Source organism: Streptomyces sp. NPDC029122 (assembly GCF_055569445.1).
This window is the reverse complement of the sequence record NZ_JBVHWK010000026.1, coordinates 44,611-60,581: the sequence shown is the minus strand read 5'-3', so window position 1 is coordinate 60,581 and position 15,971 is coordinate 44,611. Positions and strand designations below refer to the sequence as shown.

General features: G+C 74.8%; 11 protein-coding genes. 9 read left to right on the top strand and 2 right to left on the bottom strand.

Annotated elements, in window-relative coordinates; all coding sequences use genetic code 11:
- Positions 1 to 19 precede the first annotated feature (19 nt).
- Genes ACZ4WZ_RS26320 through nudC form a run of 4 tightly spaced genes read left to right on the top strand, consistent with a single transcriptional unit; the run spans position 20 to position 10,031 of the window.
- On the top strand, positions 20 to 4,000 hold the full coding sequence (locus ACZ4WZ_RS26320) for a UvrD-helicase domain-containing protein (RefSeq protein WP_467894080.1): 3,981 nt from the start codon (positions 20 to 22) through the stop codon (positions 3,998 to 4,000).
- A 43-nt stretch (positions 4,001 to 4,043) separates the two neighbouring features.
- On the top strand, positions 4,044 to 7,610 hold the full coding sequence (locus ACZ4WZ_RS26315) for a UvrD-helicase domain-containing protein (RefSeq protein ID WP_467893986.1): 3,567 nt from the start codon (positions 4,044 to 4,046) through the stop codon (positions 7,608 to 7,610).
- Between the two features lie 10 nt (positions 7,611 to 7,620).
- Complete coding sequence (locus tag ACZ4WZ_RS26310) at positions 7,621 to 9,042, top strand: dipeptidase (RefSeq protein ID WP_467893984.1); 1,422 nt, start codon at positions 7,621 to 7,623, stop codon at positions 9,040 to 9,042.
- 41 nt (positions 9,043 to 9,083) lie between these two features.
- Positions 9,084 to 10,031 carry an NAD(+) diphosphatase gene (nudC, locus tag ACZ4WZ_RS26305; RefSeq protein ID WP_467893982.1) on the top strand — a complete coding sequence of 316 codons (948 nt, stop codon included), beginning with the start codon at positions 9,084 to 9,086 and terminating at the stop codon, positions 10,029 to 10,031.
- Between the two features lie 63 nt (positions 10,032 to 10,094).
- On the opposite strand, the gene ACZ4WZ_RS26300 is transcribed toward nudC, so the two are convergent.
- The gene (locus tag ACZ4WZ_RS26300) at positions 10,095 to 10,355 is read right to left on the bottom strand and encodes a mycoredoxin (RefSeq protein WP_388933917.1); all 261 of its coding nucleotides are present in this window, start codon (positions 10,353 to 10,355) and stop codon (positions 10,095 to 10,097) included.
- A gap of 244 nt (positions 10,356 to 10,599) precedes the next feature.
- On the opposite strand from ACZ4WZ_RS26300, the gene ACZ4WZ_RS26295 reads away from it, so the two are divergent.
- The 5 genes from ACZ4WZ_RS26295 to ACZ4WZ_RS26275 all read left to right on the top strand — a co-directional run bounded on the left by ACZ4WZ_RS26295 (position 10,600) and on the right by ACZ4WZ_RS26275 (position 14,520).
- Entirely contained in the window at positions 10,600 to 12,777 is a 2,178-nt protein-coding gene (locus ACZ4WZ_RS26295; protein ID WP_467893981.1) for an ATP-dependent DNA helicase UvrD2, read from the top strand.
- 177 nt (positions 12,778 to 12,954) lie between these two features.
- Positions 12,955 to 13,260, top strand: a complete 306-nt coding sequence (locus ACZ4WZ_RS26290) for a hypothetical protein (protein WP_467894078.1) — start codon at positions 12,955 to 12,957, stop codon at positions 13,258 to 13,260.
- 176 nt (positions 13,261 to 13,436) lie between these two features.
- Positions 13,437 to 13,808, top strand: a complete 372-nt coding sequence (locus ACZ4WZ_RS26285; protein ID WP_356874535.1) for a WhiB family transcriptional regulator — start codon at positions 13,437 to 13,439, stop codon at positions 13,806 to 13,808.
- Complete coding sequence (locus ACZ4WZ_RS26280; RefSeq protein WP_388933910.1) at positions 13,805 to 14,137, top strand: hypothetical protein; 333 nt, start codon at positions 13,805 to 13,807, stop codon at positions 14,135 to 14,137. The genes ACZ4WZ_RS26285 and ACZ4WZ_RS26280 overlap by 4 nt, the downstream gene beginning before the upstream one ends.
- A gap of 170 nt (positions 14,138 to 14,307) precedes the next feature.
- Positions 14,308 to 14,520, top strand: coding sequence for a hypothetical protein (locus ACZ4WZ_RS26275; RefSeq protein ID WP_467893979.1), 213 nt, complete (start codon positions 14,308 to 14,310; stop codon positions 14,518 to 14,520).
- A 55-nt stretch (positions 14,521 to 14,575) separates the two neighbouring features.
- On the opposite strand, the gene ACZ4WZ_RS26270 is transcribed toward ACZ4WZ_RS26275, so the two are convergent.
- Positions 14,576 to 15,904: an ABC1 kinase family protein gene (locus ACZ4WZ_RS26270; RefSeq protein ID WP_467893977.1), complete on the bottom strand. Its 1,329-nt coding sequence runs from the start codon at positions 15,902 to 15,904 to the stop codon at positions 14,576 to 14,578.
- Between the last annotated feature and the right edge of the window lie 67 nt (positions 15,905 to 15,971).

Below are 15,971 nucleotides of genomic sequence, written 5' to 3'. Positions count from 1 at the left end.
ACCTGACGCGTACCGCCTGGTGCGGACCGGGCCGCGGCAGGTGGCCGTCCCTGTGCTGGACGCAGCGCAGCGCGCGGTGGTTGATCACACCCGCGGGCCGCTTCTGGTGCTCGCCGGACCGGGCACCGGCAAGACCACCACCCTCGTGGAGGCGGCCGCCGCCCGGGTCGAGGCCGGCACCGACCCCGCCCGCATCCTGATCCTCACCTTCAGCCGGAAGGCGGCCGTGGAGCTGCGCGACCGCGCCGCCCTGCGGCTCGGCGGCGCCCGCGCCCCGCAGGCCACCACCTTCCACTCCTTCTGCTACGGCCTGGTCCGTGCCCACCAGGACCACGAGCTCTTCGCGGACCCGTTGCGGCTGCTGTCCGGCCCGGAGCAGGACGTGATGGTCCGCACCCTGCTGGAGGGCCAGCGGCGGCTGCGGTCCATCCGCTGGCCGGACGACCTGCGGGCCGCGCTGACCACCCGCGGCTTCGCCGACGAGGTCCGCGCCGTCCTGGCCCGCGCCCGCGAGCTCGGCCTGGGCCCGGAGGCACTCGCCACCTTCGCCGAGCGCATCGGGCGCCCCGACTGGAAGGCGGCCGCCGCCTTCCTCTCCGAGTACCTCGACGTCCTCGACCTCCAGGGTTCCCTGGACTACGCGGAACTCCTCCACCGCGCCGTCCTCCTGGCCGAGGGCACCCCGTCGCTGTCCTCCGCCTACGACGTGATCTACGTGGACGAGTACCAGGACACCGACGCCTCCCAGCTGCGGCTGCTGCGCGCGCTGAACGGCCCCGCCGGGACGCTGGTGGCCTTCGGCGACCCCGACCAGTCGATCTACGCCTTCCGGGGCGCCGACATCAACAACGTCCTCGACTTCGACTCGGCCTTCCCCGGCGCGCAGGTCCGGGCGCTGACGGTCGGCCGCCGCTCGGGCTCCGCCCTGCTCGCCGCCACCCGCCTCCTCACCACCCGCATGCCGCTGCCGCGTCTGCCCGCCGCCGCGGTCCGGGCCCACCGCGACCTCGCGCCCGCGCGGGAAGGCGGCCGGGTCGAGGTGTACACCTACCCGACGGCGGGCGCCGAGCTCGACAACATCGCCGACATCCTGCGCCGGGCCCACCTGGAGGACGGCGTGCCCTGGCGGGACATGGCCGTCCTGGTCCGCGCGGGCGGCCGCACCCTCCCGGCGATGCGCCGCGCCCTGATCGCGGCGGGGGTCCCCGCGGAGACCGACGCGGCGTCCACCCCGCTGCGCCACGAACCCGCCGTCGCCCCCCTCCTGACGGCCCTCCGCCTCACCGCCACGGCGGCCGCGGGAACGCTGCCGCTCGACGGCGGGGAGGCCCCGGCGGACCCCGATGCGGCGCCCGCGATGCTGCCGCCGGACGGCGGGGAGACTGCGGTGGACCCGGGTGTCCCCTCCGCGCCGCTGCCGCTCGACGGCGGGGAGGCCCCGGTGGGCCCGGGCGGTGCTGCCACGCCGCTGCCGCTCGACGGCCGGGATGCCTCGGCGGGCCCGGACGCGACCTCGTCTCCGGACGCAGCCCCGGACACGGTGGCGAGCGGGGCCGTGCTGCCGGGTCCCGCTGACGCGGCAGCCGGCGACGGGGACGCCGTCGCCGTGCCGGGTAGCTCCGCCGTGCCGGGCGGCGCCGGACTGCCGGACGCCGCCGCCGTGCCCGGGGCGGAGCCGGACGTCACCGTGTCGGCGGCTGCCCGGCCGGGCAGCGCCACGGTGTCGGCGACCCTGCCGGAGGCCCGCACCCGGGCGGCCGGTGAGCAGGCAGGCGCCGCGCCGGGTGGCGCGGTTGCCGTGCCGGTGCTCGCACCGGACCTGTCGGGGTCCGGCTCCGCCGAGACCGGCCTGCCGGGCCGGCCGGACCCGGCAACCCCTGCCGCCGCTGCCGACTCTGCCGCCCCGGCGGACCCGGGGGCCTCTGCCGACCCGGCAACCCCTGCCGCCCCTGCCGACTCTGCCGCCCCGGCCGACCCGGCGACCCCTGCCGACCCGGCAACCCCTGCCGCCCCGGCCGACCCGGCCCACCCGGGTGCCGGGGAGCGGGAGGCCCCTCCGGGCTTCGGGGCGCGTGGGCGGGACCTTCCCCCCGGCACCGCCGCCGGAGACGAGGGGTGGGTCGGGGTCGAGGGGGCGCTCGCGCTGCTCACCTCGCCGCTCGGCGGGATGGACGCCGCCGACCTGCGCCGGCTGGGGCGGGCGCTGCGCGACGAGGAGCGGGCCGCCGGGGTCGTCGTACCCGCGCCCTCCGACGTGCTGCTGGCCCGCGCCCTCGCCGAGCCCGAGCGGCTCACCGCCCACGACCCCGCCTACGCCCGCGGAGCGCAGCGCCTCGGCCTGCTGCTGCGCAAGACCCGCGAGCTGCTCCAGGGCGGCGGAACCGCCGAGGAGGCCCTGTGGGCCCTCTGGGACGGCACCCCCTGGCCGCAGCGGCTCGAACGCCGGGCCCGCCGCGGCGGCACCGCCGGCCGCAACGCCGACCGTGACCTCGACGCGGTCTGCGCCCTCTTCGACAACGCCGCCCGCGCGGAGGAACGTACCGGAGGCCGCGGCGCGCTCAACTTCCTCGAACAGCTCGAGGCCGAGGACATCGCCGCCGACACCCTCACCGGGCGCGCCGTACGCAGCGACGCGGTACGCCTCATGACCGCGCACCGCTCCAAGGGCCTGGAGTGGGGGCTCGTCGTCGTCGCCGGGGTGCAGGAAGGGCTCTGGCCCGACCTGCGCCGCCGCGGCTCCCTCCTGGAGGCCGACCGCATCGGCCGCGACGGCCTCGCCGAACCCCTCACCCCCGGCGCCCTCCTCGCCGAGGAACGGCGGCTCTTCTACGTCGCCGCCACCCGCGCCCGCCACCGGCTCGTCGTCACCGCCGTCAAGGCCCCCGCCGAGGACGGCGACCAGCCCTCCCGCTTCCTCACCGAACTCGGCGTCACCCCCAAGGACGTCACCGGCCGCCCCCGCCGCCCCCTCGCCGTCCCCGCCCTCGTCGCCGAGCTCCGCGCCACCACCGTCGACCCCGACGCCTCGCCGGCCCTGCGCGACGCCGCCGCCCGCCGCCTGGCCCGTCTCGCCGCGCTCACCGACGACGACGACCGCCCGCTGGTCCCCGCCGCGCACCCGCAGCGCTGGTGGGGCCTGTACGAGCCCACCCGCGCGCCCGCCCCGCTCCGCGACCGGGACCGGCCCGTCGCCCTCTCCGGCAGCGCGCTGGAGCAGCTCGCCACCACCTGCTCCCTCCAGTGGTTCCTGGGCCGCGAGGTCAAGGCCGACGCCCCCTCCACCGCCGCCCAGGGCTTCGGCAACGTCGTCCACGTCCTCGCCGACGAGGTCGCCTCCGGCCGCACCCCCGCCGACCTCGCCGTCCTCATGGAACGCCTCGACTCCGTCTGGGACGCCCTCGCCTTCGACGCCCCCTGGAAGTCCCGCCAGGAGAAGGACAACGCCCGCGCGGCCCTCGAACGCTTCCTGCGCTGGCACACCACCGACCGCGGCGGCCGCACCGCCGTCGCCACCGAGCACGACTTCGACGTCACCCTCGACGCGGGCGAGTACGCCGTACGGATCCGAGGCTCCATGGACCGCGTCGAGACCGACCCGCAGGGCCGCGCGTACGTCGTCGACTTCAAGACCGGCAAGGGCGCCCCGACCAGGGAGGAGGTCGCCCGCCACCCGCAGCTCGCCGTCTACCAGCTGGCCGTCCGCCAGGGAGCCGTCGACGAGGTCTTCGACGGCCGCCGCCCCGAACCGGGCGGCGCCGAACTCGTCCAGCTGCGCCAGGGCGCCGCGAAGCGCGACGGCGGCGACGCGGTCCCCAGGATCCAGGCGCAGGAGCCGCTGTCCGGCGGCAGCTCCGGCGCATGGGTCGGCGACCTGCTGGCCACCGCCGCCGGACGGGTCCTGGACGAACGCTTCGCCCCCGCCACCGGCGAACACTGCACCCGCTGCGCCTTCCGCAGCGCCTGCAGCGCCCTGCCCGAGGGCCGCCAGACCGTGGAATGAGACGGCGGCGGGGAGTGTCGGCGGCTGCGGCTAGCCTTTTGAGGTGACCGCGTACGTGTCCGGGCGCACCCCCGTCCTCGACGATCCCGAGCAGCTCAAGGAGCTCCTCGGGATCCCCTTCACGCCCGAACAGCTGGCCTGCGTCACCGCCCCCGCCGCCCCCCAGGTGATCGTCGCGGGCGCCGGCTCCGGCAAGACCACAGTCATGGCCGCCCGCGTCGTCTGGCTGGTGGGCACCGGCACCGTCGCCCCCGAACAGGTCCTCGGCCTGACCTTCACCAACAAGGCCGCCGGTGAACTGGCCGAGCGCGTACGCAAGGCCCTCGCCCGGGCCGGCATCACCGACCCCGACCCTTCCCCGGCCGACGTCGAGGCCGGGACGGCCGGCGGCGAGCCCCGCATCTCCACCTACCACGCCTTCGCCGGGCAGCTCCTCAAGGACCACGGCCTGCGCATCGGCCTCGAGCCCAGCGCCCGCCTCCTCGCCGACGCCACCCGCTTCCAGCTCGCCGCGAAGGTGCTCCGCGAGGCCCCCGGCCCCTACCCGTCCCTCACCAAGTCCGTGCCCGACCTGGTCAGCGACCTCCTCGCGCTCGACGCGGAACTCTCCGAGCACCTCGTCGAGCCGGCCGCGCTGCGCGCGTACGACACCGCTCTGCTCGACGGGCTCGCCGGCGCCAAGCTCACCAACGACGACCTGCGCAAGGTCCCCGAAGCGGTACGCGGCCGCCTGGAGCTGCTCGAACTGGTCTCCCGCTACCGCGCCGCCAAGCGCTCCCGCGACCTCTTCGACTTCGGCGACCAGATCGCCCTCTCCGCGCGGCTCGCGACCACCCGCCCGGAGGTCGGAGCCCTGCTGCGCGAGGAGTTCCGGGTGGTCCTCCTCGACGAGTACCAGGACACCTCCGTCGCCCAGCGGCTGCTGCTGTCCGGCCTCTTCGGCGCGGGCACCGGGCACGCCGTGACCGCCGTCGGCGACCCCTGCCAGGCCATCTACGGCTGGCGCGGCGCGTCCGTCGCCAACCTCGACGACTTCCCCGAGCACTTCCCGCACGCCGACGGCCGCCCCGCGACCCGGCTCTCCCTCAGCGAGAACCGCCGCAGCGGCGGCCGCCTCCTCGCCCTGGCCAACGGCCTCGCCGCCCCGCTCCGAGCCCTCCACGAGGGCGTCGAGGCGCTGCGCCCCGGCCCCGGCGCCGAGCGCGACGGAGTGGTCCGCTGCGCCCTGCTGAACACCCACGCCGAGGAGCTCGAATGGCTCGGCGACTCCGTCGCGCACCTGGTGCGCACGGGCACCGAGCCGGGCGAGATCGCGGTGCTGTGCCGCTCCGCCGCCGACTTCGCCCGCATCCAGGCGGTCCTGGTCGCCCGGGACGTCCCGGTGGAGGTCGTGGGCCTGTCCGGCCTGCTGCACCTCCCGGAAGTGGCCGACCTCGTCTCCGTCTGCGAGGTGCTCCAGGACCCCGGGGCCAACGCCGCCCTGGTACGCCTGCTCATCGGCCCCCGCTGGCGCGTCGGCGCCCGCGACCTGGCCCTGCTCGGGCGCCTGGCCCGGCAACTGGTGGCCCGGCCCGGCGCCGACCGGGGCCCCGACGGCCGGCTCGCCGCGGCGGTCGAGGGCGTCGACCCGGCGGAGGTCGTCTCCCTGGCCGACGCGCTGGAGACCTTCCTCGACGGCGGGGCCGCCGAGGACCTGCCCTTCTCCGCCGCCGCCCGGGTCCGCTTCGCCCACCTCGCCCAGGAGCTGCGGGACCTGCGCCGCGCCCTCGCCGACCCCCTGATGGACGTCCTGCACCGGGTCCTGGCCACGACGGGCCTCGACGTGGAACTGTCCGCCTCCCCGCACGCCCTGGCCGCCCGCCGGCGCGAGACGCTCTCCGGCTTCCTCGACGTCGCGGCCGGCTTCGCCGCGCTGGACGGCGAGGCGACCCTGCTGGCGTTCCTGGGCTTCCTGCGCACGGCCGCGCAGTACGAGAAGGGCCTCGACCACGCGCTGCCCGGCGGGGAGAACACGGTCAAGGTGCTGACGGCCCACAAGTCCAAGGGCCTGGAGTGGGACGTGGTGGTCGTCCCCGGCCTCTGCGCGGGCTCCTTCCCCAAGGAGAAGGCCCCCGAGGCCTGGACCTCGTACCCGAAGGTCCTCCCGTACGCCCTGCGCGGTGACGCCCCGACCCTGCCCGGGGACCCGGAATGGACCCCGGCGGGCCTGAAGTCCTTCAAAGCGTCCCTGAAGGCCCACAAGCAGACGGAAGAGCTCCGCCTCGGCTACGTGACCTTCACCCGACCCCGCTCCCTCCTGCTGGCCTCCGGCCACTGGTGGGGCCCCACCCAGAAGCGCCGCCGGGGCCCTTCCGCCTTCCTCCAGGCCCTCCACGACCACTGCGCGGCCGGCTTCGGCGAGATCGAAGCCTGGGCGGACGAACCGGCCCCCGACGCCGAGAACCCGGCCCTGGCGGCCGACGCCGACGCCGACCACACCTGGCCCCTGCCCCTGGACCCGGCCTCCCTGGCCCTGCGCCGAGAGGCGGCCGCCCTGGTCGAGGCCCACCTCGCCGCCCCCCGCCCCCAGGCCCCGGCCGAAGAAGACCCCTACCTCTGGCCCCCGCACTGCGAGGACCCGTCCTACGACGACGAACCCCCGCCCGACGCCCCGGCCGCCCCCGCCGAGGACGACCTGTGGGCCGGCGAAGCGGTACCGGCGGACCCGTGGGCTCCGCCGGGGCCCGCCGCCCCGCCGGACGACCTCTGGGCCGGCGAAGCCGCCCGCCCGGTGTCCGCCGCCGATGACCGCCTCCGCGCCGGCGGGGCCGTCGTTCCCCGGCAGGCGGGCCCGGCGCTCCCGTACCCGCACGCCGGCGGCCCGCGGCACCCGGCCGGCGATGGGCTGACCCCCGAGGAGGCCCGGACGGTGGCCTCCTGGGACCGTGACCTCGACGCCCTCGAGGGCGAGCTCCGCCGCGCCCGCGCAGCCGTACGGGACGTCGAGCTGCCCTCCGCCCTGTCCGCGAGCCAGCTCCTGCGCCTCGCCGCCGACGAGCAGGGCTTCGTACGCGATCTCGCCCGCCCCATGCCCAAGCCGCCGCAGCCCGCGGCCCGCCAGGGCACCCGTTTCCACGCCTGGGTCGAGTCCCGCTTCGAGGAACTGCCCCTGCCGCTCCTCGACGACCTCCTCGACCCCGCGACCGACCTCCCCGGCTCCGGCCAGGAGGTCGCCGACGAGGCCGACCTCGCCGCCCTCAAGGCCGCCTTCGAGCGCAGCGAGTACGCCGAGCGCACCCCGTACCGGATGGAGGCCCCGGTCCAGCTCACCCTCGCCGGCCGGGTGATCCGCGGCCGGATCGACGCCGTCTACCGCAACCCGGACGGCTCGTACGAGGTGGTCGACTGGAAGACGGGCCGCACCACCCAGGCCGACCCCCTCCAGCTCGCCGTGTACCGCCTGGCCTGGGCCGAAGCCACCGGCACTCCCCTCGACCGGGTCTCGGCCGCCTTCCTGCACGTCCGCAGCGGCCGGGTGATCCGCCCCCGTGACCTCCCCGGACGGGAGCGTCTTGAGCGGATCCTCCAAGGCGAATCGGGCGCGGACGGTGCCCACCAGGCGGACGGTTAGGCTCGTGGCCATGAGCGAAACCCCGGACAGCGTCGTCCGCACGTACATCGAGACCCACCGCGCCGCCTTCCTCGACGACCTCGCCGAGTGGCTCCGCATCCCCTCCGTCTCGGCCCAGCCCGAGCACGCGGACGACGTACGCCGCAGCGCCGACTGGCTCGCCGCGAAGCTCAAGGAGACCGGCTTCCCCGTCACCGAGGTCTGGGAGACCGCCGGCGCCCCCGCCGTGTTCGCCCACTGGCCGGCCGCCGACCCCGCCGCCCCCACCGTCCTCGTGTACGGGCACCACGACGTCCAGCCCGCCGCCCTCGCCGACGGCTGGCACACCGAGCCCTTCGAGCCGGTCGTCAAGGACGGCCGGATGTACGGGCGGGGCGCGGCCGACGACAAGGGCCAGGTGTTCTTCCACACGCTCGGCGTGCGCGCCCACCTCGCGGCGACCGGCGCCGGGGCCCCCGCCGTGCACCTCAAGCTGCTCATCGAGGGCGAGGAGGAGTCCGGCTCGCCGCACTTCCGCGCCCTCGTCGAGGACCGCGCCGCCGCACTCGCCGCCGACGTCGTGATCGTGTCCGACACCGGCATGTGGTCCGAGACCACCCCCACCGTCTGCACGGGCATGCGCGGCGTCGCCGACTGCGAGATCGACTTCCACGGCCCCGACCAGGACATCCACTCGGGCGCCTTCGGCGGGGCCGTGCCCAACCCGGCCACCGTCGCCGCCCGCGTCGTCGCGGCGCTGCACGACGAGGACGGGCGGGTCATGATCCCCGGCTTCTACGACGACATCGCCGAGCTGACCGACGCCGAGCGCCGGCTGATCTCCGAGCTGCCCTTCGACGAGGCAGAGTGGCTGCGTACGGCCAAGTCCCACGCCGCCGCGGGCGAGGCGGGCTACTCCACCCTGGAGCGGGTCTGGGCCCGCCCGACCGCCGAGGTCAACGGCATCGGCGGCGGCTACCAGGGCCCCGGCGGCAAGACGATCGTGCCCGCCTCCGCCCACCTGAAGCTGTCGTTCCGCCTGGTCTCCGGGCAGGACCCGTACGAGGTCGAGGCGGCCGTCCGGGACTGGGTCGCGGCCCGGGTGCCCGACGGGATCCGGCACAGCATCACCTTCGGCGCGCCCACCCGTCCCTGCCTCACCCCGCTGGACCACCCCGCGCTGCGGTCCGTGGTCCGCGCCATGGGCCGCGCCTTCGGGCAGCAGATCCGCTTCACCCGCGAGGGCGGCTCCGGGCCGGCGGCCGACCTCCAGGACGTGCTGGGCGCCCCGGTGCTGTTCCTGGGGATCTCCGTACCCTCCGACGGCTGGCACTCGCCGAACGAGAAGGTCGAGCTCGACCTCCTCCTCAAGGGCGTGGAGACCACCGCCTACCTGTGGGGCGACCTCGCCGCGAACTGGTCGCCGCGGACGGCCACCGCCGCCACCACCTGACAACCGTTCCGTACGCCTGCCTTGTCCCACCACCGGGGGAGTTGGAAGTACCAGTGAGCACCCATACCGAGCGACCCCTCTCGCTCACCGCGCCCAGCGGGATCGACCGCGCCGCGCACCACCGCCTCGACGAGGCGTGGCTCGCCGCGGCCTGGAGCCACCCGACGACCCGCGTCTTCGTCGTCTCCGGCGGCCAGGTGCTGATCGACGACACCCCCGACGGCGGGACGGGCATCGTGATGACCCCCGCCTTCGAGGCCCCGGTCACCGAGACGCACCGGTACTTCCTGGGCACCGACGAGGACGGCGTACGGTACTTCGCGCTGCAGAAGGACTCCCTGCCGGGCCGCATGGACCAGTCGGCCCGCCCGGCCGGGCTCCGCGAGGCCGGGCTGCTGCTGAACCCGCGCGACGCCGGACTGATGGTGCACGCGGTGGCGCTGGAGAACTGGCAGCGCATGCACCGCTTCTGCTCCCGCTGCGGCGAGCGCACCGTCGTCGCCGCGGCCGGCCACATCCGCCGCTGCCCCGGCTGCGGTGCCGAGCACTACCCGCGCACCGACCCGGCCGTGATCATGCTGGTCACCGACGAGCACGACCGCGCGCTGCTGGGCCGCCAGGTGCACTGGCCGGAGGGCCGCTTCTCCACGCTGGCCGGCTTCGTGGAGCCCGGCGAGTCGATCGAGCAGTCGGTGATCCGCGAGGTGTGGGAGGAGGCGGGGGTGCGCATCGGCGCGGTCGAGTACGTCGCCAGCCAGCCCTGGCCGTTCCCGTACAGCTTGATGCTGGGCTTCAACGCCCGCGCCGTCAGCTCGGAGATCACGGTCGACGGCGAGGAGATCCAGGAGGCCCGGTGGTTCTCCCGCGAGGACTACCGCGCCGCGATCGAGGCCGGCGAGGTCCTGCCCCCGTCGGGCATCTCCATCGCGGCCCGCCTGGTCGAGCTCTGGTACGGCCAGCCGCTCCCCAAGGGGCCGGCCACCGTCTGAGGACGCCGCCCGCGGACGCGGACGGCCCCCGCCGGGGCGGGGGCCGTCCTGGGAGCGGGCGGGTCAGACGGCGAGGGCCTGCTTGACCTGGGCGAGGCTCGGGTTCGTCATGACGGACTCGTTGCCGGCGGAGGACTTCACGAGCACGGTCGGAACCGTCTGGTTGCCGTTGTTGGCCTTCTCCACGAACGCCGCGGACTCCGGGTCGAGCTCGATGTTGATCTCGTTGTACGCGATGCCTTCCCGGTCCAGCTGGGTCTTCAGCCGACGGCAGTAGCCGCACCAGGTGGTGCTGTACATCGTGACGGTGCCCGTGTCCTGCATGCTCGCTCCTCTGTGAGGTCTCGGTGGATCGCGATGCCGGTCGATCCGAGCCGGATGATCCGAGGAGTCGAACGTCCCGCCCCGCCGCGCCATTCCCGCCCCGCCGACCGGTGTGACCGATCCGACTGCCGGCCGGTCCGCTCCCGGGATACCCGCCGGTCCGGCGGTCCCACCGGTATGACGGACCCCACGGCCCTGTGGACGGGTTTCCCGTCCGGCCCACCGGACCTGGCAGCATGGCGGGGTGACAGCAGCAACGCACTCCTCATCCGTACCGGCCGGCGGCGGCGCGCCCGACGTCGACGCCGACGCCGTGCTCCAGGGCCTCGACCCTGAGCAGCGCGAGGTCGCCACGACCCTGCGCGGTCCGGTGTGCGTGCTGGCCGGCGCCGGTACCGGCAAGACCCGGGCGATCACCCACCGCATCGCCTACGGGGTCCGCTCGGGCCAGCTCATGCCGGCCAGCGTGCTGGCCGTCACCTTCACCAACCGCGCCGCCGGAGAGATGCGCGGCCGGCTGCGCGCCCTCGGCGCGGGCGGGGTCCAGGCCCGCACCTTCCACTCCGCCGCCCTCCGCCAGCTCCAGTACTTCTGGCCCCGGGCGATCGGCGGGGAGGTGCCCCGCCTCCTGGAACGCAAGATCCAGTTCGTGGCCGAGGCCGGCGCGCGCTGCCGGGTCCGCCTCGACCGCAACGAGCTGCGCGACGTCACCGGCGAGATCGAGTGGGCCAAGGTCACCCAGACCGTGCCCGCCGACTACCCGGCCGCCGCCCTCAAGGCGGGCCGCGAGGCCCCCCGCGACATGGCGGAGATCGCGCAGATCTACGGCACGTACGAGCAGCTCAAGCGGGACCGCGGCATGATCGACTTCGAGGACGTGCTGCTCCTCACCGTCGGCATCCTCCAGGACCGCCACGACATCGCCGAGCAGATCCGCACCCAGTACCAGCACTTCGTGGTGGACGAGTACCAGGACGTCAGCCCGCTCCAGCAGCGCCTGCTGGAGCTGTGGCTCGGCGACCGCGACAACCTCTGCGTCGTCGGCGACGCCAGCCAGACGATCTACTCCTTCACCGGCGCGACCCCCGACCACCTGCTGAACTTCCGCACCCGCTACCCGCAGGCCACCGTGGTCAAGCTGGTCCGCGACTACCGCTCCACCCCCCAGGTGGTCCACCTCGCCAACGGTCTGCTGAACCAGGCCCGCGGCCGGGCCGCCGAGCACCGGCTGGAGCTCGTCTCCCAGCGCGAACCCGGCCCCGACCCGGTCTACGCCGAGTACCCCGACGAGCCCGCCGAGGCCGAGGGCGTGGCCCGCCGCATCCGCGACCTGATCGCGGCCGGGGTCCCGGCCGGCGAGATCGCCGTCCTCTACCGCATCAACGCCCAGTCCGAGGTGTACGAGCAGGCCCTCGCCGACGCCGGCGTCCCGTACCAGCTGCGCGGGGCGGAGCGCTTCTTCGAGCGCGCCGAGGTGCAGAAGGCGGTCCTCGCGCTGCGCGGCGCCGCCCGCTCCGTGGGCAACGACCCGCTGCTGGACGACGTCGTCGAGCTGGGGGCCCAGGTCCGGGCCGTGCTCAGCTCCACCGGCTGGACCGCCGAGCCGCCCGCCGGCTCCGGCGCGGTGCGCGACCAGTGGGAATCGCTGGCCGCGCTGGTCCGCCTCGCCGAGGACTTCGCCCGCAGCCGCCCCGGCGCCGGGCTGGCCGAGCTCACCGTCGAGCTGGACGAGCGCAAGGCCGCGCAGCACGCGCCGACCGTCCAGGGCGTCAGCCTCGCCTCGCTGCACGCCGCGAAGGGCCTGGAGTGGGACGCCGTGTTCCTGGCCGGCCTCACCGACGGCATGATGCCGATCACGTATGCCAAGACCGACGAACAGGTCGAGGAGGAGCGCCGGCTGCTGTACGTCGGCGTCACCCGGGCCCGGCTCCACCTGACCCTCTCCTGGGCTCTCTCCCGGGCTCCCGGCGGCCGGGCCTCCCGTCGTCCCAGCCGCTTCCTGAACGGGCTGCGGCCGGGCTCCGCGGCTCCCGTGAGCCGGCCGGGCGCCCCGGCCGAGGGCGCACCGCGCAAGCGCGGCCGCCGGGGGCCGGTGCTGTGCCGGGTCTGCGGCAGGACGCTGACCGAGGCCGGGGACATCAAGCTGATGCGCTGCGGGGACTGCCCGTCGGACATGGACGAGGGCCTCTACGAGCGGCTGCGCGAGTGGCGCGCCGGCCAGTCGAAGCTCCAGGGAATGCCCGCGTATTGTGTGTTCACGGACAAAACCCTGATGGCGATCGCCGAGGCGGCACCCTCCGAGCCCGGAGAGCTCGCGATGATCTCCGGGGTGGGCGGCCGCAAGCTCGAGCGCTACGGCGCCGATGTCCTGGCCATCTGTACTGGTCAGGACCCTGAGGGCGGGGATCCTGACGACGCGTAGAAACTCGTCGGAAAAATAGTTTGCACATGCCCGTCGCAGCCCCATAGGTTCTTAGCAACGGAAACGGTGGCTTCTCCGAAGCCCTGGATCCGTGCTGTACTTATCCGAATACATGGGACAGGCCCCCGGGCCCGGTCCCCGAGACGCCGAGAGGAGGCGAGACCAGTGACCAGCTTCATGACCTTCACCAAAATGACCGATCGCTCGGTCGACGCTTCCTGCCTGCTCGGTTCCGTCTCCCTCCGGGGCACCGGTCTGTCCGCGATTTCCGCTGACAGCCCCGCCCTGCTGGCGACCCTTCCGGTCAGCGAGCGCAATGAGCGACCGACCAAGGCACTGGTGGCAGTAGCGGAAGCCCCGCAGGCGCACGGCGCCTATGGCTTCGCGGCCGCGGCCGGTGCCGGAATCCAGACGCAGACGAAGCAGCAGCACCACCTGATGTGGGCCTTCCGTGGGCTCGAACCCTGGAGTGATCCAGCCTGATCGCATGATCAGGCCGGCGCCTTCAGGGCCGCGGAACCCCACCCGGGATCCGCGGCCCTTCTGTTTGTCCCCGAACGGGGACGACGGAGCGAAGGGGCCTCGGGACTGGCAGGACCAGCCGCCACCCGGCCGACCGGCCGGAACGACTAGCCGAACAAGACGAGGAAGAAAACACCGTGCAACTCGAAGCGCACGCCCCGTCCGTACCGCAGACCCAAACGATCTCCCCGCCCGCAGTCCCGGAGGACTCCACCTTGACCCCCCTCACCGCGCTCACCGCGCTCGACGACGCGATCGAGAACCTCGGCGTGCCCGTCCCCTGCCGCACCTTCGACCCCGAGGTCTTCTTCGCCGAGTCCCCGGCCGACGTCGAGTACGCCAAGTCCCTCTGCGGCACCTGCCCGCTGGTCGAGGCCTGCCTCGCCGGCGCCAAGGAGCGCCGCGAGCCCTGGGGCGTATGGGGCGGCGAGCTCTTCGTCCAGGGCGTGGTCGTGGCCCGCAAGCGGCCCCGCGGCCGCCCGCGCAAGAACCCGGTCGCAGCGGCATGACCGCCACCGGAACCATCGACCGCCCCCTCACGCACGACCCCCTGAAGCAGGCCCCCATGTCCCCCTACGCCACCACGAGCGAGCAGCCGCACGGCTCCGCCACCGCAGACTTCATCACCGCCGGTGCGATCACCTCGCGCCAGAACAGGACCCGCGAAATGCAACTCATCCCAGAAGCCCTGGCCCGTGCCCATATGGACGACCGCATGCGCGAGGTGGACGCCGAGCGTCACGCCCTGCGCCTGGTCGCCGCGCGGCGCATGCAGCGAAAGGCCGAGCGCGTCTCCATGCGCGCCCGGCGCGCGCTGGCCATGGCCGTCATGCACTGAGCGCGCGGCGAGCCCACAGGGCTCGGAAGCGGCTTGAAGGCGACTCGAACGCCGCCGGATCCGGCTGAACGCGGCCGGCGGCGGCAGCACCCGGGGGGACCGGTCCGAACGGACCGGTCCCCCCGGTGCGTTGCGGGCCCGGCACGACCCGGCGGGGATATCGTCTGGTGGTGGACCAGCCGACCCCCCACCCCACCCCGCCCGGGCCCGCGGCCCAGCCCGTCGTCTGCGCGCGCTGCGGTGCCCGCTCCCCGGAAGGCGCCCCGCCGCCACCCACCTGGACGTGTTCGGTGGAGAACGGGACCAGACAGTACTTCTGCGTCGACTGCGCGCGCGCCAACCTCAGGGCGATCGAGGGCCGGCTCGACTCCTCCTGGTGGTGACTCCCGGCCGGCCCGCGCCCGGACCCGGCCCGCGCCCGGACCCGGACCGCGCCGGTCAGTCCTCGGGCAGGAACCCCGGCAGCCAGGACTCCAGTTCGTCGCGCAGCCGTACCGTCGCCCCCAGCTGGCACAGGACGCCGATGGTGCTCAGCGACACCCGGTGGATCAGCAGGTAGGACGGCGGCAGGTTGATCTGCCGGCCCAACTGGTGGGCGGGAGAGCGCGGATCGGCGATCCGCGCCGCCTGCCCGCGCAGCCACGGCCGGGTGAAGGTGAACTCCTCGGCCTCGGCGGGCTCGATGATGGGCTTGAGGTAGTCGAGCACCGCGTCCGGGTCCAGTTCGACGCTCTCCCTGACGAACCCCTCCGCGCGCAGGTGCCCGTAGACCCCCTCGGCGTCCCCGTCCAGAGTCATCCGCAGCGACCGGCCGATCGGCTTGGGCCAGCCGCCCGGCAGCCGGTCCACCGTGCCGAAGTCCAGCACGCCCAGCCGCATCCGGCCGTCCGCCCCCGTTATCAGCCGGAAGTTGCCCGGGTGCGGATCGGCGTGCAGCAGCCCGGTGCGCGCGGGCCCGGAGAAGAGGAACCGGGCCAGCAACTGCCCGGCGCGGTCACGCTCCTCCCGCGTCCCGTCGGCTATCACCTCGGACAGCGGGGTGCCCTCCATCCACTCGGTCACCAGCACCTGGTCGCCCTGGTGCACGACGTCCGGGACGACCACGTCCCCGTCATCGTCGAAGGCGTCGGCGTGGGTGCGCTGCGCTTCGGCCTCCAGCTCGTAGTCCAGCTCCTCCGCGACCCGGTCGCGCAGCTCGGTTATCAGCGGCTTGATGTCCATGCCCGGCACCAGCGGACCCAGCAGACCGGCGAACCGGCCCAGCTGCTTGAGGTCCGACAGCAGCGCCTCACCGGCCCCCGGGTACTGGACCTTGACCGCCACCTGCCGCCCGTCGTGCCACACCGCCCGGTGCACCTGCCCGATCGAGGCGGCCGCGGAAGGCTTGTCCTCGAATTCCTCGAACAGCTCCCGCCAGTCGGCGCCGAGCCGCTCCGCCAGCACCTGGTGCACCCGCTCCGCCGGCAGCGGCGGAGCCGCCTCCTGGAGCTTCGTCAGCGCGGCCCGGTAGGGCCCGGCGACCTCCTCGGGAAGCGCCGACTCGAAGACCGAAAGGGCCTGCCCGACCTTCATCGCGCCCCCCTTCAGCTCCCCGAGCGTGCGGAACAACTGCTCGGCGGTGCGCTGCTGGAGCTCGCGCGCCACGATCTCGGCGGACTTGCCGCCGATCCGCTTGCCCAGCCCCCACGTTGCCCGGCCGGCGATGCCGAGCGGGAGCGCGGCCAGCTTGACGGTACGCGTGACCGCCTTCCGGGGAAGATCAGACATGAGTCCCTCCAGTTCCCAGACCGCTCTGCCGCAAGCGGCGGTTCGAGGCGCGGCTCGGCCCCCGTCG

Coding starts and splice junctions, on each gene's coding strand:
- ACZ4WZ_RS26290 (WP_467894078.1), top strand. CDS start 12,955: ATGACCTTCACCAAAATGACCGATCGCTCGGTCGACGCTTCCTGCCTG.
- ACZ4WZ_RS26310 (WP_467893984.1), top strand. CDS start 7,621: ATGAGCGAAACCCCGGACAGCGTCGTCCGCACGTACATCGAGACCCAC.
- ACZ4WZ_RS26300 (WP_388933917.1), bottom strand. CDS start 10,355: ATGCAGGACACGGGCACCGTCACGATGTACAGCACCACCTGGTGCGGC.
- ACZ4WZ_RS26270 (WP_467893977.1), bottom strand. CDS start 15,904: ATGTCTGATCTTCCCCGGAAGGCGGTCACGCGTACCGTCAAGCTGGCC.
- ACZ4WZ_RS26280 (WP_388933910.1), top strand. CDS start 13,805: ATGACCGCCACCGGAACCATCGACCGCCCCCTCACGCACGACCCCCTG.